Here is a 25,762-nt window from a genome sequence, read left to right as displayed (position 1 = left end):
TGTGGAATAATGCGGTAGCAGCGCAACGGCGCGCTGCGGCGACACAGTAGAGGAAAGTCACTTGGTGGACATGTTTGCGCTCGACGAAGAGCTGGCGCAGTGGGATTCAATATTGCAAGAAGCGCAAGGCGCAGGGCGGCTGCCGCCGCTGGCCTCGCTCGCTTGGCATTTACGCCAGCGCGATCCCGCGCGCGCGCAGCAATTGTCGGTCGAGATCACGCCGTTGCTGGACCAGTTGCCGCCTGCCGAAGCTGCGGTGCAACGTGCCCGCCTGCTGCTGGTCGCCGCTGAACAGGCCTGGCTGCGCGGCGAACTCGATACCGCCCAATACCACCTTGAACAGGCGCTGCTGCTGTGCGAACAGGCCGCAGCGGCACTGCCCACCGCCGCTGCCGCCTGCCGCGCCGACGCTTGCTGGACGCTGGCCTGGGTCTCCAACGACCGCGGCGTCAGCGCCGCTGGCGATAGCTGGCTGCGCAAAGCCGCCGCCGCCGCCCGCATTGCAGAAGACCCGCTACGTATCGATGTGATCGACGCCGCTTCCGGCATCTGCGACGCCTTTGGCGACTGGCAGGCCGCGCAGCAGCACTGGAACGGCCGCTTCGGCACCGACCTGACCGGCGTGCCACCGATTGCCGCCGGCTGGATCAGTGACTTCTTCGGCACTTGTGCCTTCCAGCGCAGCGAATACGGCCGCGCCATCGGCCACCTGATGCTGAGTTTTGAAACGGCGCTGGCCACCGGCCAGATCCGCCGCGCCATCATCGTTGCCACCAACATCGGCAACGGCTTCACCAGTCTGAATGCGCACGAAGCGGCGCTGGAGTGGATGCAGCGCGGCCTCGATCTCGCGCGTCCGACCGGCTGGCCGCTCAGCATCGGCATGTGCTTGATGCAGACCGCCGAAACCCTGCGCCAGCTGGGCCAGCGCGACGCCGCGCAAAGCCTGCTGCGCGAAGCGCTCAACACTTTGTCGCTGCTATCCGGTTCACGCGCCTATGCAGTGGCGCTGGAGTATCAGGGCGACCTGGCGCTGGACCTTGGCAACCACGTGGCGGCGCTGGACAGCTTCACCCGTCTGGCCGCGCGCGGCGATGCCTTGTGCCAGAACGATTTCCAGAGCAGCGCGCGGCGCGGCCAGGCGCACGCGCTGTCGCACCTGTCGCGTCCCGACGATGCGCTGGCTGCTGCACAAGCGGCGCTGGCGCTGGCGCGCGATCATGGCGATGCATCGAGCCAGATCGCTGCCTTGAATGTGCTGGCCGATATCCACACCCGCCACGACTTGCCGGGCCCTGAACTGATGATGGCGCCCAACGCCGTGCTGCACTACCTGCAGCTGGCGCTGGAAATCGCCGCCACCATCGAGGGCTACACCGTGCCCGGCGCGCTGCTCGACGTGGCGGCGCGCGAGTACGCCGCCATCGGCGATTACGAACGCGCCTACACCATCGCGCTGCGCGCCAACGCCGCACGCGACCAGACGCACAGCAAGGAAGCCACCAACCGCGCCATCGCAATGCAGGTGCAGTATCAAACCGAGCGCGCCCAGACTGAGGGCGAGCACCATCGCCAGCTGGCAGCCGCCGAAGCGCAGCGCGCCGAAGTGCTGCAACAAACCAGCGCCACGCTGGAGCACTTGAGCGCGATCGGTCAGGAGATCACCGCGCATCTGGATGCAGCGGCGGTGTTCCGCGCGCTGGATCGCCATGTGCATGGCCTGCTCGATGCGACGCACTTCTCGATCTTTCTGCTGGAGCCGGACGGCGAAACGCTGGTCTGCACCTTCGGCATTGAAGCAGGCAAGCCGTTGCCGGCGCTCCGCGTGCCACTGTCGTCGCCGAGCGCCAACTCGGCGCGCTGCGTGCGCGAACGGCGCGAGATTTTGATTGAACTGGATGAGAAGGGCGTCACGCCGCACCTGATCCCCGGCACCTTGCCGACGTTGAGTTTGCTGTTTGCACCGCTGCGCGTGGGTGACCGCGTGCTGGGCGCCATGACGGTACAGTCGCTGCAAGCGCATTCCTACGGCGAGCGCGAACGCCTGATCTTCCGTACGCTGTGCGCTTACGGTGCGATCGCGCTGGATAACGCCAGCGCCTATCGCCAGGTAGCGGCAACGCAGGAGCAACTGCTGGAAAAGAACCTGGAACTGGAGCAGGCCTACAAGGCGCTGGAAGAAGTCAGCCTGACCGACCAGCTGACCGGCTTGCGCAACCGCCGCTTCTTCCTGCAGAACGTGGATGCCGACGTGGCCTTGTCGCTGCGCGGCTACGAGGCTGGCCAGCATCGTGAACTGACCGAGTGCGATATCACGGCGCCGAAGGACCTGGTGTTCTTCATGGTCGACCTGGATCACTTCAAGGAAGTGAACGACCGCTATGGCCATGCGGCCGGCGACTCGATCCTGGTGCAGATGCAGGAACGGCTGCGCGAAGTGTTCCGCGAATCGGACTATGTGATTCGCTGGGGCGGCGAGGAATTCCTGGTGCTGGCGCGCGCCACCCATCGCGATGAAGCGGCGGGTGTGGCGGAGCGTATGCGCCGCGCGGTGGCCGAGCGCGATTTCGAATTGCCGGATGGCGGACGCTTGGCTAAGACATGTTCGATCGGCTTTGCGTGCTTCCCGTTCCTGCCGGATCAACCGCGCTTGCTGTCATGGTCACAGGTGGTGGAGTTGGCGGACCAAGGGTTGTACATCGCCAAGCGCTCCGGCCGCAACGCGTGGGCGGCGCTGTACAGCACCGAGTCCACGCGCGCCGAGGGTGTGTTCCCACGCCTGATGCAGCAGTTGGGAGATGCAGTGGCGGACGGCGAGGTGCGCCTGGTCACCAACCTGGAAGGCCCGCTGGTGCTGGGCGGCGAACGTCGCCGCATCGGTTTGTCGAGCGATCTGGAACTCGGTTAATTTCATGGAAAAGACGCGCTGCAGCTGGGCCAATCCGGCTAATCCTTTGTACCTCGACTATCACGATACGGAGTGGGGCGTGCCTTGCCACGACGAGCGCCGTTTGTTCGAGATGTTGAACCTGGAAGGCGCGCAGGCGGGTCTGAGCTGGGAGACCATCCTCAATAAGCGCGAGAACTATCGCGCAGCGTTCGACCAGTGGGATGCGGAGAAGATTGCGGCGTATGGACCTGAGAAAGTGGCGGAGCTGCTGGCCAATCCGGGCATTGTGCGCAATCGCCTGAAGGTGGCGGCGGCGATCACCAATGCGCAGGCTTATCTGCGCTTGGTGGAGAGCGGCAGCAGCCTGGATAAGCTGCTGTGGTCCTACGTCGGCGGCAAGCCGATGGTGCGCGGTAAGGAAGCGCGTCCGGCGAAGACGGAATTGTCGGACCGAATTTCCAAGGACCTGGCCAAGCTGGGTTTTAAATTTGTCGGCTCGACGATTATTTATGCTTACATGCAGGGCATCGGCATGGTGGACGACCATGCGCCGGATTGCTTTTGCAGGAAGGCGCGTAAGTGATGATGCGGGTGGTGCTCGACACGGAGTTTTGTGGCGAGCGTTTTGCAGCGGCGCGCGCGCAAGGCGGGCGTTTGCATTACATCGCGGTGGCGACGACGTTGCCGCAGCCGCCGGCCGGCATGAGCGCAATGTGGCCGCTGAATGTTCCCGGCTTCCATCGTGTAATCCTCAATGATGACGTGACGCTGGACCTGCTGGTCGGCGCGGCGGATGCCGTGCTGCCGCAAGTGACGGCGCGTGTGAACGAATTCCATCTCGCCTCCGGCGCATCGCCCGCGTGGGCGCGTATGTTCGCCAAGCTGGCAGTACAAGGCGCGACATTGCTCGCGCAAGCAGCCGATGAAGCGCTCGTATGGGCGCTGACGGCGGCAGGCTTTGTGTGCCGGCTGGCAGGCGAAGCGGACATCGCAGCAGTTTATCGCAGCTGCCGGCCGCAGCCTGCGCTCGCGCCGGAGCCGGAGCCGGTACGGCGGGCGGTGGTGATTGGTGCTGGGCTGGCTGGATCGTCGGCGGCGCATCGCTTGTGCGCGCGTGGCTGGCAGGTCACGCTGGTTGAGCGCCACGCGCAGCCAGCGCAGGAGGCATCCGGCAACCTGGCCGGCATCTTCATGCCGCTGCTGTCCAAGGACGACAACATTCCGACGCGTTTGAGCCGCGTCGCCTACCTGTTCGCGCTGCGCGAGTGGCGGCGTCTCGGCGGCGTTGGCCGCGCATTTGAAGGCGCCGATTGCGGCGTGCTGCAACTGGCGCGCGACGCGCGTCACGCAAGTGTGCAGCAGGAAGCGCTGGCAGCATGGAACTACCCACAGGAATACGCCCGCTGGGCCGACGCACAGGAAGCCAGCTCCTTGATCGGCGCAGCCACGCCACACGGCGGTTGGATGTTCGAGCAGGGCGGCTGGGCGCGGCCAGCGTCGCTGTGTGAGGCGATGCTGGCGGCATGCGGCGATCGCCTGCAACGCGTGTTCTGCACCGAAGCTTTGAACCTGCAGCGCGTGGACGGAGAATGGCAAGTGCGCGGTGCGGACGGCGCGTTGATTGCGCAAGCGCCAACCGTGATCCTCGCCAGCGGCGCTGCCGCCAACAACATCGTACAGGCCGCCGAACTGCCGCTGTCCAAACTGCGCGGCCAGGTAACCCACCTCGCGGAAGATGCAGGACCACCGATGCTGCCGCTGGTGGTCTGCCGCGAAGCATACGTGACGCCGGCCGCCAACGGCATCGTCTGCGCCGGCGCCACCTACGACAATGACGACGATCCGCAACTGCGCGCCAGCAGCCAGCTGGAAAATCTGACACGCCTCGCTGAAATCATCCCCGGCGAAGACGTCGCGGCACTGGCCCACAGCGCACCGCTCGACGGCCGCGTAGGCTTCCGCTGCGCGGCGCCGGACCGCCTGCCGCTGGCCGGCGCGCTGCCGGACTATCCCAACGCCGGCCGCCTCGAATTCCTGCCCGACGTGCCGCGCCACGAGGGCCTGCATTGCCTGCTGGGCTACGCCTCGCGTGGCCTGATCTGGGCGCCGCTGATGGCAGAACTGCTGGTGTCGCAACTTGAACACACGCCGCCACCGCTGGAGGCCGCGCTAATCGACGCCCTCGACCCCGGCCGCTTCCTGCTCAAACAACGCCGCCGCAGCCAATAAACGCTATAATCGGCTTCAGAACAACCATCCCGCGCCGTTAGTGGAGAATCACCGCAATGGATGAACAAGAAGCGCCGCAGAACGAGGGCTCACCGGAGCTGTTCATGTTTTTGGCGTCCACCGTCCACGACATGAAAAATTCGATCGGCGTCCTCAGTGGCACGCTGGAGAACCTGCTCGCCGACCATCCATCCAACAGCGCCCCCGAATACGGCCAGATGGCGCACATGCTGTACCAGACCAAGCGCCTCAACGACAACCTGATCCAGCTCCTCGCGCTGTACAAAGACGTCGGCAAACCCGGCTACCCCTTCGACCCCGCTCCGCGCAGTGTGCGTGAGCTGGTAGAACAAGTCTCCGGCCAGGCTCACATGCTGCTGCAATCGCGCGGCATCGCCTTCGACATCGAATACCCGCAGCACGCCATCTGGACGCTGGACGAAGACCTGGTGATCGGTGTGCTGGTCCACGCCATTAACAACGCCATCCGCTACACGCGCGATCGCGTGCGCCTCGCCATCCACATCGACGGCGATTTTCTCGAACTGCGGGTGGAAGACAACGGCGACGGCTTCCCCGCCGCCATGCTGGAAGCAGGCGTCAGCGCGATGGACCCGCAGCGCGCTCACATCGACTTCCTCAGCAACAGCAGCGGCCTTGGACTGTACTTCTCCAGCGAAGTGGCGAAGATGCACAAGCACCGCCAGCGCAGCGGCAGCATAGCGCTGGACAACGGCGGCACGCTGGGCGGCGGCTGCTTCATCCTGCGGCTTCCATGATAATGAGCGAAATCATGACCTCCTCCTCGAATCCTGCAGAAAGCGGCATCGACTGGGCGGAGAAGCGCTACCTGATCATCGACGATTTCGTCGGCATTCGCCAGCTGCTGCGCGAGTCGCTGCGCAACCTCGGCGCCAAGCATATCGACCAGGCTTCCAGCGGCGGCGAGGCGATGGTGCTGCTGGCCAAAACCCGCTACGACGTGGTGCTGTGCGATTACAACCTCGGCGACGGCAAGAACGGCCAGCAGGTGCTGGAAGAAGCGCGCATCCGCAACCTGATGCTGCCATCCAGCGTGTGGCTGATGGTCTCCGCCGAAAAAAGCGTGGAGTCGGTAATGGGCGCAGCCGAGCACCAGCCGGACGCCTACATCATCAAGCCGATCACCGAAGGCGTGCTGCTCACGCGCCTGAACCGCGTCTGGATCAAGAAGCAAGTCTTCCGCGAAATCGACCAGGCCTTTGCAGATAAGGATTACCTGCGCGCGGCCAAACTATGCGAAGAGCAGATCACCCATCATCCGCTGCACGCGATTGACCTGCACCGCATGCGCGCCACGCTGCTGCTCAAGAGCGGCGATATCGAACGGGCAGGCCTGGTCTACGAAGATGTGCTGCAAGAGCGCGAGTACAACTGGGCACGTTGCGGCCTCGGAAAAATCCGCATGGCCAACGGCGATCCCGATGCGGCGCGCATGATGTTCCAGGCCGTGATCACTGATAACCGCTTCTACATCGACGCCTTCGACCAGCTGGCCGAATCGTTCCAGCAGCAAGGCAAGACCGAAGAGGCATTCGACGTGCTGCAAAAGGCTGCCAAGCTGTCGCCCAATTCGGTGCCACGCCAGCGTGCGCTGGGCACCACGGCGCTCAAGCTGGGGAATATCCCGGTGGCGGAAAAGGCCTTCCGCAAATGCATCGAGATCGGTGAATTCTCGGTGCGCAAAACGGTGGATGCATATCTGGGCCTGGCCCGCGTGTGCGGCCAGAAAAACGACACCAAGGAAGCCATCCGCCTGCTGAATGCAGCAGTCCATCAATTCGGCGGCGACCAGGTCACGCTGCGCGCCAAGATCACCGAAGGCCTGGTGTATCACGAGAGCGGCGACTTCCGCCGCGCGCGCAAATCTGGCGATGAACTGGAAGTGATGCTGGCCGACGAAAACCGCCAGCGCCCAGACACGGAAACCTGTCTCGATATGGCGACCCTGCTGTTTGCTGTCGGCGTGAAGGAAGCGCCGGTAAATCTGCTGTGCTATGTCACGCGCAACAACCACGATAACGCGCCACTGCTGGAAGACGTGCAGAAAATTTTCGAGCGCGCCCGCATGGCCGAAGAAGGCCAGGAACTGATCAAGTCCGCGCGCCAGGAAGCGGCGGACCTGATGAACAAAGGCGTGCTGCTGTGGAAGACCGGCAAACTTGCAGAAGCGGTGGCGTGGATGCGCGACGCGCGCAAGCAGCTGCCGCACAATATGCGCATCCTCTTCAATTCGGCGCAGATTCTGATCTCCCATTTGCAGGAAAACGGCTACGACCGCGCGCTGGCCGATGAAGCCATTGCGGTGCTGATGCACGTCGACGCGCTGGCGCCAGGCCAGCAGCGCTTCGCCCAGCTGATGGAACAGCTGGCGATGCTGGCGCCGGTGTCGGGCGTGGTGGCTGCAGCAGCTGCTAGCGAGTATGAAGCGGCCAACGGCCCGGTGCCGGAGTCAACCCGCTGGAGCGGCGATTGACCGTCCGCGCCACGCAACAGCAAGCTTGTTTCAACGCCCCCAAATGATTACACTGATTTTGGCGCAGCCCTGTCTGCGCTTGATACGCTGTCAATATTAAGGGCAAATTAAGGGCACAAAAATATGCGCGATATCGCACAAGAAGTGTACAAAAAAATGAAGGTGGGGAGTGTGGCGTGGATACGTCCGGTCAGCGCCAAAGGAGATACCGTGGACAGTTTTCAGTCCGCCCACGACAGCGCCAAGCTGCTCGAAGAAGAGGGCCTGATCGATATCGAGAAGGTGCAGCGTCAGGCCGACGGCTTGATCGACGCCATCCGCATCCAGCGGCTGGCGTAACTCCGTTACGGTTTTTCCGCAGCCGGCTTGGCGGCGGCTTTCTTGGCGGCCGGCTTTTTCGCGGCTGGCTTCTTGGCTGCTGCCGGTGCTTTACCTGGCGTGGCGGCACTGGACGCATCCGCTGCCGGCTTGGCCGCTGGCGGCGTACTGGCGCCGGCTGCGGCGGCGGCGAATTTGACGGCGGCATCGGTCATCATGGACTCGGACGCCATCGCAGTCGATACGGCTTGCTTAAACTGGTCCTGTAGCAGGTTCCACCACGCGTTAGGCTGGGCGCCGGCTGCGCTGGCGGTTTGCTTTGGCGCTTCCGGCTCCGGGGAGGCCTTGGCTTCTGGCGCAGGCGCAGGTGCTGCCGGTGCGGCTTGCGTCTTGTCGGCTTCGCGCGCATGGTGGAAGAAGGCGGAGGCGTATGGATTGGCATCGAAGATCGATTTGTCGCTCGCGCCGGTGTTGACCGCGGAGGCCAAACTGGCGCCCACCGATTTCAACGTGGCGATGGTGCCGCGCTGGACTTCCAGCGCCTGTATGCTCCCGCGCAGCATGCTCATATTCAGATTGAGCCAGGTTTCAACGGCTTTAAGGTCGTTGATTTTTTTGTCCAGTTCTTCCACCGACAGGGTGGGAGCGGTCAGCCCTGGCACGCTCATGCTGCCCCACAGGTTTTTTACGAAATCCAGCGTGTCGTTCATCGGGTTATGCGGCATGACAATCTCCTGTGGGATGTGGGCTTAGCGTAGCAGATATTTGTTTTGCATTCAAAAGGTTTTGACAACATTTCAGCGCCGGTTCGGTTGAGATGGTGGATACCGTTTAAACTAGCGGCCATGACGATTGCCTCCTTCCTTTCCCGACACCGGCGCGTAGTGGTTTTGTGTGCCGTTACGGCGGTGCTGCACTATGCCGCCATTGATTGGGTAGGCGGGCGACTGAGCGCGCAGACGCATCGGCCTTCGGAGCTGCCAGCATCGTTGATGACGGCGCAGCTGCGGCTTGCGCTGCCCAAGCGGGTTGAAAGCGCGCGGGAGGTAACGGTCGAACCACTTGCGGCCGCACCGCGCAAGCCGGCCGTCCCGAGCCGGCCGGTGGTCGAGCCAGTCGTTGCGCCCGATGCCGCGCCGACCGCTGTGGTGGAGGAGGTCGCGGCGGCGATGGGCAGCATCGAACAAACCGGGGCGGCACAAGCGCAGACTGGTACGCCGCCGCCGGCGGTGGCGCAGGGCGAGACGCCGGCGGCTGTGGTGCCCGAGCCCGCGCCGCTCCAGGGCATGCGCCGTTACAAGGTCAACCTGCCGCCGTCGGCCGTCTTCGACATGTCGGTCGACCGTGTGGATGCCGACGGCACCAAATGGACGGGCTCCGCGACCATGACGTGGCATACTGACGGCAGCCGTTACCAAGCCTCGGTGGAAGCCGGCGTCAGTGTGCTGATCACGCGTATCAACCTGCTGGTGCTGCGCAGCGAAGGCGAGATCGACGACTACGGCATTGCCCCTGCCAGCGCTACCGAAAAGCGCGCGCGCCGTGCCGAAACCGCGACCCACTTCAATCGCGCCGACGGCACCATCACCTTCTCCGCGTCGGAACGCAGCTACCCGCTGCTGGTCGGCGCGCAGGACAAGACCACGGTGCCGTTCCAGCTGGGCGGCATCGGCCGCGCCGATGTCAACCAATTCGGCAGCGACATCGATATACAGGTGGGCGAGGAAAAGGAAGCCACCATCTTCCGCTTCCAGCTGGTGGGCGAAGAGGAAATCGACACCAAGCTGGGCAAGCTGGTGACCTGGCATTTGAGCCGCCCGCCGAAACCGGGCACCTATTCATCCAGACTGGATATCTGGCTGGCGCCGGGCATGAACTGGTATCCGGTCCAGATCCGCAACACGGAGGCTAGCGGTGCGCTAACGACGCAGACCGTCTCCAATATTAAGATGACTGACAAATGAAAAACCTGAGTACTTTATGCGCGGCCTTGATGCTGTCGGCCGCAGTTCACGCAGCCGATGAACACCCGAGCGCCAAGCGCCCGACCAACCCGCCGCCATCGGCGGACTTGAGCTACAACCTGAAAATCAAGCAAAGCGGCCTGTCGCTGAGCGGCGTGGCCACAGTGCAGTGGCGCGCCGGCGATGGCAAATACAGCATCGTCACTGAAAGCCGCGCCGCCATCTTCGGCAAAGTGGTGGAGAACCGCAGCGAAGGTGCGATCGACGATTTCGGCCTGGCGCCGGTCTCCTTCTACGAAAAGCGCATCCGCAAGGACCCGTACACCACCTCCTTCAAGCGCGCCGAGAAGACTATTGCATTTACTGAAAGCGACGTCACCTACCCGATATTGGGGGGTGAGCAGGATCGCAGCAGCGCCCAGTGGCAACTGGCCGCGATGGCGCGTGCCACGCCGGACAAGTTCAAGCCGGGCAGCGAGTGGCATCTGTTTGTGGCCGGCCGCCGTGACGCCGAGCAGTGGAGCTTCAAAGTAGTGAAGACCGAGACCGTGGACATCGGCACGGGCGAGGTTAGCGCGGTTCATCTGGTCAAGGCGCCGCCGCCGGACGACAAGGGCCAGCAGGTCGACCTGTGGCTGGCGCCATCGCTGGACTGGTATCCGGTGCGCGTGCGCTTTAACGACAACGACGGCGACTTCGTCGACCAGACACTGGAAAAGGTCGTGAAAAAGTAGCCGCCTGCTATACTGGCGCCCCCGCGACAATGACGCTTTAATTGCAATTAATGCAATGGCGGGGAGCACAGAATGGCAAAGAATGATCGAACCTATAACTAGTGAAGCCGCACCGGACCCGCAGGTTCAAGACAGCCTGCAGGCCCACTTCCAGCCGCACATATCCGCCGACGAGATCGAGCAGGTCTACCACCTGAAGCGCGCGCAGCCGCTGCTGCAGGTGTTCACGGCCCTGTTCCACGGCGGTTTTGATGGCGTGCTGGTACGCCTGCTGGTGCTGCGCGAGCTGGCCTCGGACACCGCGTCGACCAGCTTCACCCGCCCGGACATCAACACCCGTCTCGCGTACCTGCTGCCAGAGTCGCTGGAGACGGTGCTGATGCGCCTGCGCTCCAACCAGCTGCTGGCCTGGGATGCGCAGCAGGCCGTGTACCGCGTTACGCCGATGGCGCGCAACGTGCTGTCGGCCATCGACGCGCTGCTGGCCTTGGGCAAAGAAGAAGACGACAACGCCGAAATGGGCTTCCTGCTGTCGCAGGTGGCCGGCGCCCAGGTGATGGGTGGCGTCACCGTCGACCAGCTGAATCACCTGCTGGGCCGTCTGGTGGAACTGACCGAGGAGTTTTCGGACGCGATTGCATCCGGCTCCGAATTCCGCCTGCGGGCCTCGCAGGCCAAGTGGCATATGGCGTGCGACTGGGTGGAGAAGGGCTCGGAAATCCTGCGCGCCATCACCACCGACGAAAACGCCGACAGCGCCACCCACAAGGCGGCGCAGGCCATCGGCCGCGCGCAATCGGCGCTGCTGAACATGCAGGGCATGTTCTCGCGCGCCCTGAACCAGATCGAGCGCCAGCGGGTGCACCTCGGCCAGTCCGGCCTGTCCACCACCGACATCAAGCGTTGGCTGCTGGAACACGAAGACCTGGCCTCGCTGGCCATGGACGCCATCGACCAGCCGGTGGTCCCGCTGTTCATGACGCCCGCAGAAATGATAGACGTAGCAGAAACTGAATTAATGGCCGACCGCGTAAACACCATCGTATCCAACGGCCTGCCGACCGGCACCGATGCACCAACCACCGTCAGCGAAGGCCCTGCCATGCAGCAGGAGCTGGACGACTGGCTGGCGCGCCTGTCCGACTTTGCCGCGCTGGGAAATTTCCCGAGCATCGCGGAAGAAGCACCGAAATCCATCCAGGCGCACGAATCGCTGCTGCCGGCATCGTTTGCCGTGGCCTCTTACCGCGCTTCGCTGCTGCCGCTGCTGGGCGACGCGGACGAAGCACGCCTGCAAGGCGCTACCGCCGCGCTGGCGCGCCTGCCGGTGAAGTTCGCGCCGCAAGATGAAATGGTCCAGCTGCCCGACCTCGAAGTAGCCGCCATGTCCCTAGCCTCCCTCTCACTGTCTTTGAATCCGGAAGGCGACAAGTCTGATGAATGACGATTCCCAAATCCTGATCGCGCGCCTGCTGTCGCATCAAACCCTGCGCCGCGACGATAAACTCGTGAAGCGCGTGCTGTCGGACGAACAGTTCCGCACCGAAGTTGACGCACGCCTGCTGGCCGTTGGCCTCAAGCTGCTGGACAACGTCTATGCCGACCACGTAACGGTGGCCCTGCACCGCGCCATCGAGCCGAAGATTTTCGGCGCCAAGGACGTCTGGCAAAACAATAATTTCGGCTTGTCGCGCGATGGCGTGGCGCTGCTGGTGGTGCTGTGGGCGCAGATCATCTTGCCCAAGCGCGAACGCCAGGAGACCCACCAGCACGCGGAGGACAATCAGAACGACATGTTCGGTACCGACAAGCCGCTGCCGCGCGCGGAAGACACTTCCATCGGCATTGCCTACAAGGCGCTGCTGGCGGACTTCGGCGATAAGCTGGGCAAGAAGACCCGTCTCGATATGAATCTTGGTATTTTGTCCAAGCTCGGTTTCATCGAGCGTCGCGGCGATGTGATCGTCGAAGGCCCGCTGCTGGACCTGCTGATGGATACCGACGTGCTGAAAGAGCGCATCGTCAACGGCGCGCTGGCCGACGTGTTTAAACGTTCGCCGCCGCAGATCGTCGCGGTGCCGCGCAGCGAGCCGCCGATTGAAGTTGAAGAAGAAATCCTGCCCGTCTTCGACGCGCCGCCGCCTGCACCCATCGTCATCGACGAAGACACTCCAGCCAAGGACTAAGCCATGTTTCACATTAAATCGCTAGAACTGGTCCACTGGGATTACTGGCAACGCATCAAGAACATCCCGCTGGACGCCAAGATCATCACCATCGCGGGCCAGAACGGCTCCGGCAAGACCACCTTGCTGGACGCGCTGCGCACCCTGTTCGGCCTCGATTGTTCGATGGGCCGCACGTATAAACACTATGCGCGCCACAGCGGCCAGCAAACCGCCTGGCTGCGCGCCGTGGTGGACAACAAGTCGATGGGCCGCCAGCTGTCCAACCGTCCGTTCCGCAGCTCCGGTTTCTTCAGCGATGATGAAGTCACGCTGTTCTGCCAGATCCAGAAAAACGGCGGCGACTGGAAGCGCCAGTACCTTATGCGTCCTGGTAACGTGCAGATAGAAGACATCGGCGAACCAGTCGGCGACTGGCTTGGCGTAGAAAACTACCGCAAGCGTTTGGCCATGGCCGGCCTGTCGCCGGCCATGGCCAAAGTGCTGGCGCTGGAGCAGGGCGAAACCGATAAGCTGTGCGAATACGCACCGCGCCAGTTGCTGGACCTGGTGTTCCAGGTGTTCGGTGACAAGGAAGTGCTGGACGCCTACGACGAAGCGAAACGCCATCAGCGCGACACCGAGACGGAGCTGAAACGCTTTGAAGCGGAACTGGAAGCTTCCAAGACCAACCTGGAAGGCCTGCGCCTGCGCGTCGCCAACTATCACCAGTGGGAAGACCTGAACAAGGAGCGCCGCAATCTGCAAGAGGAAGTGCTGCCGTCGCTGGAATATCACGAGGTACGCGAGAAGCACGCCAACATCAGCCGCCAGCTGCGCGAAGCACGCAAGCCGCTGATGCAGGCCGACGCGCAACTGGCCGACAAGCGTTCCATGCTGGCTGCACAAGCCAAGGCGCTGTCGGACGCGCAAAGCCACGAGACGGTGCTGGAGCAGGAATCGACCTCGCTGCAAACCCGCCTGACGCACATCAACGGCAAACTGAAGCCGCTGGAAAGCCTGATGGAGCAAAAGGCGCGTCTGGAAAAGCTGGCGTCGGACTCCGGTTCGGACCTGGCCGAAGTGGCGAAGACGCTGCAGGAAAAAGAAATCGAACTGGCACGCCAGCGCACCGCGCGCGACGCCGTCGCATCGAAGATCGCCGGCGAACTGTCGACCATCGCCGCGCTGCAAGGCAAGACTGCGATGCCGGAACCGGAAGCACAGCGCTCCATGCGCAAGGTGCTGAACGACGCCGGCATCGGCCACATGATGCTGTCGGACGTGGTGGAAGTGACCGATCCGAAATGGCAGGGCGCGATTGAAGGCGTGCTGTCTGGCTATGCCTCCGTGGTGCTGCTGGATAAATCGTCGGATGCCGCATCGGCTTACCGCCTGGCGGAGAAGGAGCGCTATCGCCACTTCATCGTGCCAGACCTGGTGAATGCGCCGAACGTCAAAGACGACACGCTGATGTCGGTGGTGAAGTTCTCGGCCAAGGTGCCGGCGTGGCTGGTAGAGCAGCTGTCGCGCATCACCCGCGTGGACAGTGTGGACCAAGGCGCCAAGCTGGGTAGCCATGAAGAATGGATTACGCCGGAAGCCTACCACCGCGAGCGTCGCGGCGGCCGCTCGCTGTTCGTGGAAGTCTCGCGCTACCGTTTCGGTTCCGCCGGCCGCACGCAGCGTATGGAAGCGATCCAGAAATCGCTGCCGGCGCTGGAGGCACAGGAAGATCAACTGACGCTGCAAGTGTCCAAGCTGGCGACCGAAATCAGCTCGCTGAAAACTCGACTCGCCGGGGTGGACGCAGCCAAGGAACTGGCTGCTCGCGCGGAAGAATTCGACGAAGCAGTACGCAATGCCGGGCCGCTGCGCGCCGAGCGCACCGAAGTTGGCGCGCGTTTGGGCGAGCTGCAAAACCTGGTCAAGACTGCCGTGGTCACGCGCACCCGCGCGGACACCACTTGGCAGAACGCGCGCTTTGCTTTGTCGGAAGCGGAAGCCGGTATGCGCCTGAATCACAAGCGCCAACTGGAGCAGCGCAGCGATCACGCCAAGGTGTTGCTGGGATTACGCAAGAGCTGGCGCAATATGCCGCAAGGCTGGCGTCGTCCTGCGCGCCGTGCCGCGCTGGTGAAGGAACACCAGAATGCGCACCAGGTCACGCTGCGTGTCCACAGCCTGGAAGCGAGCCTCGCGCGCAGCGACTGGGAACTGGACGCCACCGTGATCGACCAGTACCAGCGCCTGAACGACCAGCTGCATGCACGCCAGTCGGAAACCGAAGAGCGCCGCTACCAGAACAACCGCGCCATCGAAGCGACCGGCAATGCACGCGGCGCCTACATGGAGCGCCTGCGCTACACCATCAAGACCTACGCCGCCAACATCAAGGAGCTGGGGCAGCTGGCTGGCATTGAGGTGAGCGCGGATCCGGTGCGTCTGGAGAACGATGACGTGCAGCTGTCGCAAGCCGGCCTGCACGTGCGCTTCAAGTTCGACGGCAAGGGCGTGATCGGCATGAACGACGGTGAAGCGTCGGGCGGTCAGCAGGTGATGAAATCGCTGGTGCTGCTGATTGGCTTGCTGAAGTCGGAAGATGGTTCCGGCGGCTTCGTGTTCATCGACGAACCGTTTGCCCACCTGGATATTCGTAACATCCAGCTGGTCGGCGAGTTCCTGAAAAACACCGACGCCCAGTACCTGATGACGACGCCGCTGACCCATAACACCGACGTCTACGACCCTTCCGAACTGACGCTCATCACGAGCAAAAAGAAGAAGGACACGGAATGGGCGGCGCCTATCTTCGTGCTGCAGCGTCGCAAGCAGGAAGCAGAGAAGGCCGCAGCTTAATTCGCGAGTAGTTGATCGAGTTGCTGTGCCAGGAGGGCCGCGGTATCGCGGCCCTTTGCTTTTTGGACGGCTTCCACGTAGGGATCGCGCAGCTGGCGCAGTTCATCCACCGAACCGGCTTTTTCCACTTTCAACTGCAGGGGAAAGCCGCGCAGGCCCATGGTGCTCTTGATGGTCTTGTTATAGAAATCGTAAACTGAACGGAATTGCTGCACCGGGTCGGCAGCGGAGGGCGGCTCGGGCGGCGCCACTTCCTGCTCAGGCTCCGGCAACGAAATATAACTGGTAGCCAGCAGGATGTAGCCCTGCTCCTGCAGCTCCTGCAAGGCACTTTCCGTCAGGCCGAGTCCCGCCACATTGCGCAGCAGTTCTTCCTCCGGCCTGTGGCCGTCCACCAACACCAGCAAGGCACGCAAGCGCGAGGCAAGCTGGTATTTGCGAGTGGCAATTTCCTCGCGGCCCTTGGCGGTTTTATCGTAAATAGACGTGTTCATAACAGTGCTATGTGTTGCCATGCGGATATATCCAGCATATCACCAACTAAGATAGCACCGCCGGTTTATTTGATGTCGAAAATGTCAATTGGACGCGGTACCGGTTTCTGCGTGCGGCGCCACTGGACCAGCTGCCACGAGTACAGGCCGTAGAAACCGCCCAGCAAACCAAACAGCCACGGCGAAATCGGGTTGTCGAAGAAATCCGTCAGCGGCAGGCCGTTGTGCATGTGCAGGTAAGCCTCGAACAGGCGGTGGATCAGGCGGCTGATGAATAGCATCACCACCAGCAGGCCGAGCTTGCGGTCCTGGGTGTAGAAAAAGCCGTCCGGGCGATTCTCGAGGCGGCTGCGCTTAATACTGCGCTGGCCCAGTAGGGCACCCACCACCGCGCCAGCCGCCAGCGCTGCCATGGCGATCCAGTTGCCGAACACTTGCACGGCCACTGCCAGCACCATCCCCACCATCACGGCCAGCGTGGCATAGTGGCGCCACAACTCGGACTTGGTGCGCCCCAGTACCACCTTCAGGCGCGAGTAAATGCGCCAGACCGCCAGTGGCACCAGCAACAACAATACGAGTGTGGTCATTTCCATAATCTGTCCGAATGCGAAATCTTTAAAACCGTGATTGTACGGCACTCCATTGACAATCTCGGCTGGCATCAGCAAACTGGACCGCAGCAGCCCCGTTCGGACCGAAAGGATCTCCATGAACAAACCATTACCAATGCTGCCCCTGAATTTAGGCCTGATGGCCGCCTCGCCGCAAGCCGGCGCCCAAGAGGGTGGCTATCGCCTGCCGCCTGCTGTCTTGCAAGCCATCGTCGACGCGCCGCGCGCACCTGCCCTGAGCCTGAGCCCCCAACGTAACATCGTCGCAGTAGTGCAAACGCCGCCGCTGCCCGGCATCGCCGAAGTGGCGCAGCCGGAACTCAAGCTGGCTGGCTTGCGCATTAATCCACGTACCTGTTCTTCCTCGCGCTTTTCGTTCGGCACCGACTTGTCGCTGCTGGATGTGGGCACGCGCAAGGAGAGCCGCTTGCGCGGTTTGCCGCGCGGCTTGCGGCTGGCGGATTTGAGTTGGTCGCCGGACCAGCGCTATCTGGCTTTCACGCACATGGCGCTGAAGGGCGATCGCGGTGCGGTGGAGTTGTGGGTGCTCGATATCGAAGCACGCAAGGCGCGCAAGTTGTCGCCGCAGCCTTTGTCTGCGGTGCTCACGCGCGGCTTTAACTGGCTGCCGGATAGTAGCGGGCTACTGGTGCACTGGCGTCCGTCCGGCATCGGTAAGCCGCCGGTGGCGAGCGGAATTCCATTCGGCCCGATAGAGCAGGACAGCACGTCGGACGGCCATGTGCGCCAACTGCGCACCTATCAGGATTTACTGAAGAACGAGGAAGACGCGCGCCTGTTCGAGTACTACATCACGGTGCAGATGGCGATTCTGGATTTGCACGGCAAGGCGCGATTGGTCGGTGCGCCGGGGCAGTACTCGCGCACTTCGATTGCGCCGAGTGGAGAATACCTGCTCACGCAAAGTATCACGCGGCCGTATTCCTACATCGTGCCGGCATCGAGTTTCGGCGAGCGGCTGGAAGTGCGCGACATGCACGGCGAGGTAGTGCATCAAGTGGCCAACCTGCCGCTGGAAGAAGGCCTGCCGCCTGGGAACGACGCGGTGTCGGAAGGCGTACGCCATGTGTCGTGGCGTGCCGATGCGCCGGCTTCGCTGGTATGGACCGAGGCACAGGATGGCGGCGATCCATCGCGCGAAGTGATCGATGGCATCCGCGACCTGGTGCTGCTGCATGCGGCGCCGTTCCGCGAACCGCCGCGCGTGCTGGCACGCCTGACGATGCGCTACGCCGGCATCGCATGGGGGCGCGACGATGTAGCGCTGATTAATGAGCGCTGGCACAAGACGCGCGACTACAAGCAGTGGATGATCACGCCCGGTCATCTCTCCACGCCGCCGGAGTTAATTTACGCCGGTTCGTACGAAGACCGTTACAGCAGCCCCGGTTCGCCGGTGATGCGGGCGGATGTGAATGGCTTCCCGCGCTTGCTGATCGGCCCCGGCACCACACTGCTGCTGGATGGCGCGGGTGCGACGCCGGAAGGCGACCGTCCATTCATCGACCGTTTGAGTTTGACCACCAAGCAGAAAGAACGCCTGTTCCAGAGCGCCGCGCCGTATTTTGAAAATGTGGCAGCGGTGTTGAACGACGAAGGCACGCTGCTGCTTACCACACGCGAATCGCCGACCGAGCGGCCCAATTACTACCTGCGCGATTTAACCAAGCCGGAAGGCGAGCAGCTCACCGCGCTGACCAACTATCCGCATCCAACGCCGCAGTTGAAGGATGTGGTGAAAGAGCAGATCCGCTATCCGCGCAATGATGGCGTGGAGATGACAGCCACGCTGATGCTGCCACCGCAGTACGATGCAGCGCGCGATGGTCCGCTGCCGATGCTGATGTGGGCTTATCCGCAGGAGTTCAAATCCGCAGGCGCTGCCAGCCAGACCACGGGATCGCCGTATCGCTTTAACTCGGTCAGCTACTGGGGACCAGCGGTGTTCCTGGCGATGGGCTATGCGGTGCTGGATAACCCGTCGTTCCCGATTGTCGGCAGTGGCGACGATGAACCTAACGATACTTATCTGCCGCAGTTGGTGGCGTCGGCCGAAGCGGCGGTGGAGGAGGTGGTGCGGCGCGGTGTCGCGGACCGGCATCGCATCGCCATCGGCGGGCACTCATATGGCGCGTTCATGACGGGGAATTTGCTGGCGCATACGCGCCTGTTCCGCGCCGGGATCGCGCGCAGCGGCGCCTATAACCGTACGCTAACGCCGTTCGGTTTCCAATCCGAGGAGCGGCCGTACTGGAAGGCGCCGGATGTTTACCAGACCATGTCGCCGTTTAATAACGCCGACAAGATCAAGGATGCGATGCTGCTGATCCACGGCGCGGAAGACAGCAATTCCGGTACCTTCCCGCTGCAGAGTGAGCGCATGTTCCAGGCCATCAAAGGCTTGGGCGGCACGGCGCGGCTGGTGATGCTGCCGAACGAGTCGCACGCCTACCGCGCGCGCGAATCGATTATGCAGATGCTGTACGAAACCAATGCCTGGCTGGAGAAATACGTGAAGCACGCAACGGCGTAGAATGGACGCACAGTTCTTAGCCAGGAGTGATGATCATGAAATTATTCCACCGTGCCCCGGATCCTGTTCCCGTGGATGATCCTGCGCCGCCGCATGCTCCGCATCCGGTGCCGCAGGACGATCCGGTCCCGGATCATAATCCCAGCTAGTCGAAGGCCCAGGTGTAGAGCACATCCAGCGCGTTGTTGGTGCCGGTCTGGAATTGCAGCGTGATGCGCGGGTTGAGTTTGTATTTGAGCTTGACCAGGCTGGTCGCCGTTCCCGCACCCTGTTCAAAACTCAGGTAGGCGCGCGATGAGATACGCTTGCCGACTGTGACCACGGTATTCTGCAATCCCGTCGCTGCGCCGGCGGTTGAGGTACCTGCTGCTTGCCCCACGCCCAGTTCATCCACGCCCAATGCGTTTGCCAGTTTGCCTTGTCCCGCGCCGCCGAACAGCGCACCGGCCGCGGTGCTGAGCAAGGCCATATCATTTCCCGCCGTGTTGTCGATGCCATGGCCCAGTACCAGCCACGCCAGCTTGTCGCTGTCCGAGACGGTCGGCGTGGACACCAGCTTGGCCTGCGGTGCCAGTGCGGTGCCGCGTACTTCCACGCCGGCTTCCACATTGGTTTCACTCAGTGCTTCGCCTTCGGGGCGGCGGCGTACGGCGAGGATGTTGAGGCCCGGGTTGTCGTAGGCGCCGGTGAAGTTGATCACGCCGCGATCAATCGCCAGCTTCTGTCCATACGCCGCATAGGTGCCGCTCACCACGCGGATGCTGCCGTTGACGCGCGGTGGGCGGCGGTCGGCCACGCGGATGCGCACCGTGCCTGCCAACTCGGCGTCCAGCCCTTTGCCTTTGAGTTTGAAGTCGTTGCCGAGATCCGCTTCGACGTCGATATTTAGTGGCATGCCTTGCTGCGTTTTCACCGGTGCTTTGCCTTTGCCGAGGATCACCACGTCGTCGCTTAGTGTTGGCGTGTCGGCGCCGGCCAGTTCGATGCTGGCGCGGTCGGCGCGCAGTTTGCCGTCCAGCTGGAAGTGCTTGGCGTCGCGTGTCAGGCTGGTGGTGCCGCTGATGGTGAGGATGCGGTCGGGGCGTGACAGTACTTCGAGTTTGTCGGCGCTGAGTTTGAGCTGCATGGTGGCTTCGTTGCCGGCGTAGCGTATCCAGCCATCGGCTTGGGCACGTCCTTCTGCACCGTCGAAAGCGAGTTTTTGCAGTTGCAGCTGGTCGCCGGTGAGGTGGGCTTGCAATTGGCCGTTGCGTAGCTTGATGCCTTGGTCCAGCCAATTGACGCTGAGTTTTTCACCGGTGATGTCGCCGGCCAGCTGCGGTGCGGCGATGGTGCCGGTACCGCTGATGGCCATCTTCAGCGTGCCGTCGATTTCGAGGCCGGGCTGGCCGGCCAGTGGCGCGAGCCAGGCGAGGGAGCCCATATTGGCGCTGCCGTTTAACGTGAAGGTGCTGTCGTCGGCCAGACGGCCGTCTTGCAGCTGGGCGCTGCCTTCGAGTTTGGCTTGGCCGGCGCGGGTGCCGTCGACGTTGAGCTGCACGCGCAGCGTGCCGTCGTTGACGTCAGCGCGGGCGTCCAGCGTTTTCAGGCCGAGGGCTTGCGGCAGGTCGGCGCCGGTGATGGTCAGGTCGCCCTGCTCGCGGTAGACGTGGACGTTGCCGGCCAACGTGCGGGAGGCCGCTTGCAGGTTGATGCCCCAGTCGGCGCCGATGGTCATGCTGCTGCGGACGTTGTCGCGCCAGGCTTCGGAGAGTTGGGCCAGGTAGTTGACCGGCACGCCGGCGGCTTGGCCTTTGCTGCGCCAGGTGCTGGCGTTTTTTTCGAGGTAGTCGATGCGCACCGAGCCGGCGGGCAGGTTGATGGTGGTGCTGCCCAATGCGATCTGTTCGGGCTTGAGCAGGCCGGCGACGCCGGTGTCTTCCGGCGCGACCAGTTTCAGCGGCGCTGGCGCGGCGAGGGTGAGGGCAAAGCGGCCACGGTTTTGCAGGGTGTCGATGGCGCCGGTCCAGGTGTCGTTGGCCCAGTTGCCTTTGACGCGCAGCGCGGCGTCAAAGTCTGGATTGGCGGCGTTGAGCTGGATGACGTGCGCCGAGCGCGTGCCGCTGGTTTGTAGCCGCAGCTTGTCGAGCGAGATGGCTGGCGACACGTAGCGCGTAATCTCAATGTCGCTCACCAGCGGCACGTCGGCCATGACCTCAGCCGCCGCGCCACCGCGCACCGCGCTACGAGCCGCGCCGCCCGTCGCACCACGCGCTGCATCGGCCGCCGCTATGCCGCCGGTCGCGCCGGTTGCCATCGCAATCGTGTTGCCGAGCGTGGCGTTGCCTTTGATGCTGCCGATTTCCTGCTGGCCCGGTGCGCGCAGGTTGCTGCCGTTGAGGGTAAGCGCGAGGGCGGGGCGGGCGCTGGTGCCGGACAGGGTGCCGCTGGCTTGCAGTGCGCCGCCGAACTGCGGTCCGAGCGCGCCAAGTTGCGGCGCGTCGAGCTTCCACTCCAGCTTATCGAGCGCGCTGCCAAAGCTGCCCTTGGCCTGCAAGCTGTTGGATGCCAGATGCAAGTCCACATCCGCATTGCTCACACTCCCTTTGGATGCCGACAGCTTTGCATAGCCCGACAACGGCGCATTGGCAAACGTCGAGGGCTGCAAGGTCAGGTTCACGCCCGCGCGCCAATCGCTGGTCAACCGCGCTTCCGCGCTGAAGGCCGCATTCACTGCACCCGCCTGCGCCGCGCCAAACGACGCAGGATTCAAGCGCTGCACGCTGCCGTTCATTTTCAACTCCGGCGTGCCCTTAGCCACCACCACATCGCCGCTGGCGTGAATCAAACTGTCCGACGGCCGCTTGGCCGACGCAAAGCCTAGTCCTTTGGCGTCAGCTTCAAAGCTGCTGCGCGGCGCATCGAGCGTGCCGGTGACTGCGCCGCTGGCGGCAATCGCGCCAAGCAAATCGCTGCTCACTGCCGACAGCTGGCGTGCATCGATCTTCCAGCGCAGTTGCTCGCCTGGCGCGCCGAAGCTGCCGCTGACATCTGCCGTGTTCTGCGCCAGCGACAGGTGCGCATCCACGCCGCTGATGTGCTTCGCGTCCGCATTCAGCTTGCCGTTGCCAGCCAGCGGTTGGCCCATCAACTTGCTGGTCTTGATCTGGAAGCTTGCTGCCACCTGCCACGCCGGCGTCAGCGCGCCGCTGGCGTTGATGTCCGCATTCAGGTCCGCAATTGGGTAGCCGCTGCCTAGCGCGGACGGATCGAAATGATCGGTGGTCAGTTTGGCGCTAAAGGCTTGTTTGTCTTTCAGTGACAGCTGACCGGTGGCGCTGATGCTGCCTTTCTTTGCTTGCAGGCGTGCCTGATGCAGTTGCAGCAGCGCGTCGGCCAGCGTGGCTTGCAGGTCGAGGCGCAGGCCTTTGTCGGCCAGTGCCGCAGATAGCGTTTGCTTCTTCGGCGTGCTGGTGAGCGTGATGTCGCCGGCGACGGCGGTTTTATTAATGCTGGTGTGGAGGTTCTTCAGGTCGATGCGGTCGGTGTGCAGCTTGAAAGTGGCGGCGTCGATGCCGGCTTCCGGGCCGCTGCGCTGGATCTTACCGCCGCCGGTGAATTTTCCTGCCGGGCCGAGGTCTAGCAAAACGTTGTCCAGCAGGGAGGTGGTGAGGGTGCCGTCCAGGCGTCCGCTGAAGGTTTGCAGCGGCAGGCCATCGCGGTCCAGCGGTGCGGCCTTGCCTTGGTTGATCAAGGCGAATTGGCCGGAGAGTTTTTGGTCTTTGGCGATAACGGCGTTCAGTTTGAGCCCGAATTTCGCCTGCGGCCAGGCGGCGTCGAAGCCCGCAGGGTCAAGATCGCGGCCGGTCAGGTCGATGGAGTGCAGGATGATCGTGTCGAACGGCGCCAGCGTCACCAAGGCCTCGCCGCTCGCGCCATTGGCCGAACCCTGCGCCTTCAACTGCAGCAGCGCCAGATCGCCGCTGGCCTGTACCGCCAGCTGCGCGCCGCCCGCCGTCGCGCCGCTGGCCAGCGTCGCTTTGCCTTGTAGTGCGAAGGGCTTGGCGCCGGCGATGGCGGCTTCTGCATTGATGTCGCCGAACGCCGTGTGTGCGGAGGCGTCCTGCACGTGCCACGCCGTGCGATCACCATCGAGCTTGAAGCGCAGGCGCTCAATCACATCGCTGCCACTCTCGCTGGTCAACGTCAGCTTGTCGAGCCGCCCGTCGGAGATGCTAAGTTTGATCGGCGAGGCCAGTGACGCAGGCATGGTCGACGGCGTTGAAGGCCCCATACTCTGCACGAGCAAGCTACGCGCATGCAGCTCGCTAATCGTCAGCCCTTCCGAAAAATACTGCAACGGCGACCAGTTGATATCAATCTGCTCCGCCGTCACCACGGTGCCTTCACTGCGATACACCAGCTTATCGATATGCATGCGGTGATACAGCGAGCCACTCACACCGGTTACCGTAATCGTGCCACCGCTGGCAGTGGAAATCCGCTGCACCAGCTGCTGCAAGGTCGACTCCCGTCCCAGCAGCCAGAAAGCACCAAACAACAGCGCGGCCAGCAGCGTAAATCCGATCGCCAGACGTTGCGGCCAACGCCGGCGTGGCAAAACTGCTTTGTCGTCTTGATCAGCCATCAGAAAGTGAATCCCAGCGAGAAGTGCAAACGATATTTTTGAACCGCGTGGCCATACGCGATGTCCACATTGATCGGCCCCACAGGACTCTTCCAGCGCGCGCCAACACCATAGCCCGATTTTGGATGCAAGGAACTGAAGGTATCACCCGCATTACCCGCATCGTAGAAAATCGCCGCGCCATACGCAGGCTTGAACCAGTACTGGTATTCCGCACTCGCCGTGGCCAGATAGCGCCCGCCAGTGGTCGCGCCATTCACCGGTACGCCCAGCTCTTGGTAGGCATAACCGCGCACCGACTGGTCGCCACCGGCGCGGAACAGATACACCGCTGGCACGCCACTCTTGTCGCGCGACGCCAGCGCCCCAGCCTCGCCACGGAAAATTGCATTCGAACTGGAACCCAGCGGCAGGTAGGCCACGCCGCGCAGATAGCCGCGCACAAACGCTTCATCGGTCAATATCGGCAGCAGCGCGCCGCCCAGCTGCGCGTTCAAGGCGTAGCCCTTGGTCGGGAACAGCAGATTATCCAGCTTGCGCCAGGTAACGCCATACGTCAGCGGCAAACTCTTACTCTGGCTGGACGGGATGCCGCCGATAGACTTGGTCTCGGTCAGCAGCTCCAGCGTCAGGTTGCGCTCCAACAGCGGCGTGCCCCAGGTGCGCTTGCCGGCGATACTGGCCACGCTGGTCACCTCGCCCGAAATATCGCTACGCTCAAAGGACGCGCCGATACTGTCGTTGTAGCCTTCCGGCGTAATCGGGAAGTAGAAATTGCTGCTGGCCGTCTGCTTCTTGGTCTCCAGCGTCAGCGCGCTCTTCATGCGCAGGCCGAACACCGACAAATCGTCATACGTCAGCGATGCACGGTTACCCGTGTTGGTCGAATAACCCACACCGGCGCTGACGTTCTTGCGCTTGTTCTCCACCACGCGCACCAGCAGCGGCAGGGGCGCCATCGTTGCCGCTGCATTCTGCTCCGGCGTCATCGAAGCCGCGTCCAGCTGCTCGCTCAGGATCGCGCTCATGTCGCCGCTCACTTCCACGCTGGCGAAATAGCCGGTGTCCTGCAAGCGCGATTGATACGACTGTAGCGCTGCCTCGCTGTAGTAGTCGCCGGAATGAATCTGATTCAGGTTGCGCACCACCGACTCGGGATAGCGCTTCAAGCCCTCGATGCGCAATTCGCCGAAGCGCATCTCCGGCCCGCTGTCGATCACCACGTGCAGGTTAGCCAGACGCGCCTCCGGATCGACCGTGGCCTGGCTATCCACCAACTGCGCGCGCGGGTAGCGCGTCTGCACCACCGAGCGTAACAGCGTGCGCTTGGCCGATTCCCACTCATCCTGCCGGAACACGCGGCCTTTCTTCAGCGTCCATGTGTCCTTGAGCGCATTCACTTCGGGATTGGCGGCAAAGCCTTGCAGTTCGAGATCGATTTCGCCCACGCGCACCGGTTCGCCCGGCTCCGCCTTGACCTGCACCAGCGGCACGCCGGTCTCGCGGTCCAGCCGCGCGCTGATCACTGGCGAGTAGTAGCCATCGGTCGCCACCAGCGTGCGGATTTGTTCCGGCGCCACGCGCACCAGCCGTTGCAGCTGTTCGCGGTCGATGCGGTCGTTGCCGCGAAAGCGCACCAGGTCCAGGTTATGCTCCAGCAGTTCGCGCACATCGCCCGGGGCATCGATATGGACCTCGTACTTGAGGCCTTCCGCTGCCAGCACCGACCCGGCCAGCATGGCCGTAGCAAGGCCGCCGGATACTTTTGCCACAACTTGTGCCAAAATTCGTGATCCTGC

Annotated in this window: 17 protein-coding genes; 12 read left to right on the top strand and 5 right to left on the bottom strand. The window is 63.1% G+C overall.

What is annotated here, in order from left to right; translation table 11 throughout:
• The first annotated feature begins 70 nt into the window (after positions 1-70).
• The 6 genes from GTP46_RS00700 to GTP46_RS00675 all read left to right on the top strand — a co-directional run bounded on the left by GTP46_RS00700 (position 71) and on the right by GTP46_RS00675 (position 7,973).
• Positions 71-2,908 (top strand): diguanylate cyclase, encoded by a 2,838-nt coding sequence (locus tag GTP46_RS00700; RefSeq protein WP_161004992.1) that lies wholly within the window; start codon positions 71-73, stop codon positions 2,906-2,908.
• Positions 2,909-2,912: 4 nt separating this feature from the next.
• Complete coding sequence (locus GTP46_RS00695) at positions 2,913-3,473, top strand: DNA-3-methyladenine glycosylase I (RefSeq protein WP_161004727.1); 561 nt, start codon at positions 2,913-2,915, stop codon at positions 3,471-3,473.
• On the top strand, positions 3,473-5,119 hold the full coding sequence (gene mnmC1, locus GTP46_RS00690) for an FAD-dependent 5-carboxymethylaminomethyl-2-thiouridine(34) oxidoreductase MnmC1 (protein ID WP_202414096.1): 1,647 nt from the start codon (positions 3,473-3,475) through the stop codon (positions 5,117-5,119). The genes GTP46_RS00695 and mnmC1 overlap by 1 nt, the downstream gene beginning before the upstream one ends.
• Positions 5,120-5,175: 56 nt before the next feature.
• Entirely contained in the window at positions 5,176-5,898 is a 723-nt protein-coding gene (locus tag GTP46_RS00685) for a sensor histidine kinase (protein ID WP_161004725.1), read from the top strand.
• 14 nt (positions 5,899-5,912) lie between these two features.
• A complete protein-coding gene (locus GTP46_RS00680; protein WP_161004724.1) occupies positions 5,913-7,634 on the top strand; it encodes a tetratricopeptide repeat-containing response regulator in 1,722 nt (573 codons plus the stop codon).
• Between the two features lie 123 nt (positions 7,635-7,757).
• Complete coding sequence (locus GTP46_RS00675; RefSeq protein ID WP_161004723.1) at positions 7,758-7,973, top strand: hypothetical protein; 216 nt, start codon at positions 7,758-7,760, stop codon at positions 7,971-7,973.
• A 5-nt stretch (positions 7,974-7,978) separates the two neighbouring features.
• On the opposite strand, the gene GTP46_RS00670 is transcribed toward GTP46_RS00675, so the two are convergent.
• Positions 7,979-8,677, bottom strand: a complete 699-nt coding sequence (locus GTP46_RS00670) for a PhaM family polyhydroxyalkanoate granule multifunctional regulatory protein (RefSeq protein ID WP_202414089.1) — start codon at positions 8,675-8,677, stop codon at positions 7,979-7,981.
• A 120-nt stretch (positions 8,678-8,797) separates the two neighbouring features.
• Between GTP46_RS00670 and GTP46_RS00665 the strand changes: the two genes are divergently transcribed.
• The 5 genes from GTP46_RS00665 to GTP46_RS00645 all read left to right on the top strand — a co-directional run bounded on the left by GTP46_RS00665 (position 8,798) and on the right by GTP46_RS00645 (position 15,674).
• On the top strand, positions 8,798-9,916 hold the full coding sequence (locus tag GTP46_RS00665; RefSeq protein WP_161004722.1) for a DUF3108 domain-containing protein: 1,119 nt from the start codon (positions 8,798-8,800) through the stop codon (positions 9,914-9,916).
• Positions 9,913-10,650, top strand: coding sequence for a DUF3108 domain-containing protein (locus GTP46_RS00660; RefSeq protein WP_161004721.1), 738 nt, complete (start codon positions 9,913-9,915; stop codon positions 10,648-10,650). Before GTP46_RS00665 ends, GTP46_RS00660 begins: the two co-directional genes overlap by 4 nt.
• A gap of 82 nt (positions 10,651-10,732) precedes the next feature.
• Positions 10,733-12,094, top strand: coding sequence for a hypothetical protein (locus GTP46_RS00655; protein WP_161004720.1), 1,362 nt, complete (start codon positions 10,733-10,735; stop codon positions 12,092-12,094).
• On the top strand, positions 12,087-12,836 hold the full coding sequence (locus GTP46_RS00650) for a hypothetical protein (protein ID WP_229258745.1): 750 nt from the start codon (positions 12,087-12,089) through the stop codon (positions 12,834-12,836). Before GTP46_RS00655 ends, GTP46_RS00650 begins: the two co-directional genes overlap by 8 nt.
• Positions 12,837-12,839: 3 nt before the next feature.
• Positions 12,840-15,674 (top strand): ATP-binding protein, encoded by a 2,835-nt coding sequence (locus GTP46_RS00645; protein ID WP_161004719.1) that lies wholly within the window; start codon positions 12,840-12,842, stop codon positions 15,672-15,674.
• Here GTP46_RS00645 and GTP46_RS00640 read toward each other — a convergent pair.
• A complete protein-coding gene (locus GTP46_RS00640) occupies positions 15,671-16,168 on the bottom strand; it encodes a hypothetical protein (protein ID WP_161004718.1) in 498 nt (165 codons plus the stop codon). The two genes, GTP46_RS00645 and GTP46_RS00640, sit on opposite strands and share 4 nt — an antisense overlap.
• Positions 16,169-16,233: 65 nt before the next feature.
• A complete protein-coding gene (locus GTP46_RS00635) occupies positions 16,234-16,758 on the bottom strand; it encodes a CcdC protein domain-containing protein (RefSeq protein ID WP_229258744.1) in 525 nt (174 codons plus the stop codon).
• A 121-nt stretch (positions 16,759-16,879) separates the two neighbouring features.
• Here GTP46_RS00635 and GTP46_RS00630 point away from each other — a divergent pair, with 121 nt between their 5' ends.
• Positions 16,880-19,336 (top strand): S9 family peptidase, encoded by a 2,457-nt coding sequence (locus GTP46_RS00630; protein WP_161004716.1) that lies wholly within the window; start codon positions 16,880-16,882, stop codon positions 19,334-19,336.
• Positions 19,337-19,481: 145 nt separating this feature from the next.
• Here the strand turns inward: GTP46_RS00630 and GTP46_RS00625 are convergent, their stop codons facing one another.
• Positions 19,482-23,963, bottom strand: coding sequence for a translocation/assembly module TamB domain-containing protein (locus GTP46_RS00625; protein WP_161004715.1), 4,482 nt, complete (start codon positions 23,961-23,963; stop codon positions 19,482-19,484).
• Positions 23,963-25,702 carry an autotransporter assembly complex protein TamA gene (locus GTP46_RS00620; protein ID WP_229258766.1) on the bottom strand — a complete coding sequence of 580 codons (1,740 nt, stop codon included), beginning with the start codon at positions 25,700-25,702 and terminating at the stop codon, positions 23,963-23,965. The genes GTP46_RS00625 and GTP46_RS00620 overlap by 1 nt, the downstream gene beginning before the upstream one ends.
• Positions 25,703-25,762: the final 60 nt, after the last annotated feature.

The organism is Duganella flavida (assembly GCF_009857445.1).
Classification (GTDB): Bacteria; Pseudomonadota; Gammaproteobacteria; order Burkholderiales; family Burkholderiaceae_D; genus Rugamonas; species Rugamonas flavida.
Note: the sequence above shows the minus strand (reverse complement) of the source record. Positions and strands in the feature narration are given on the sequence as shown.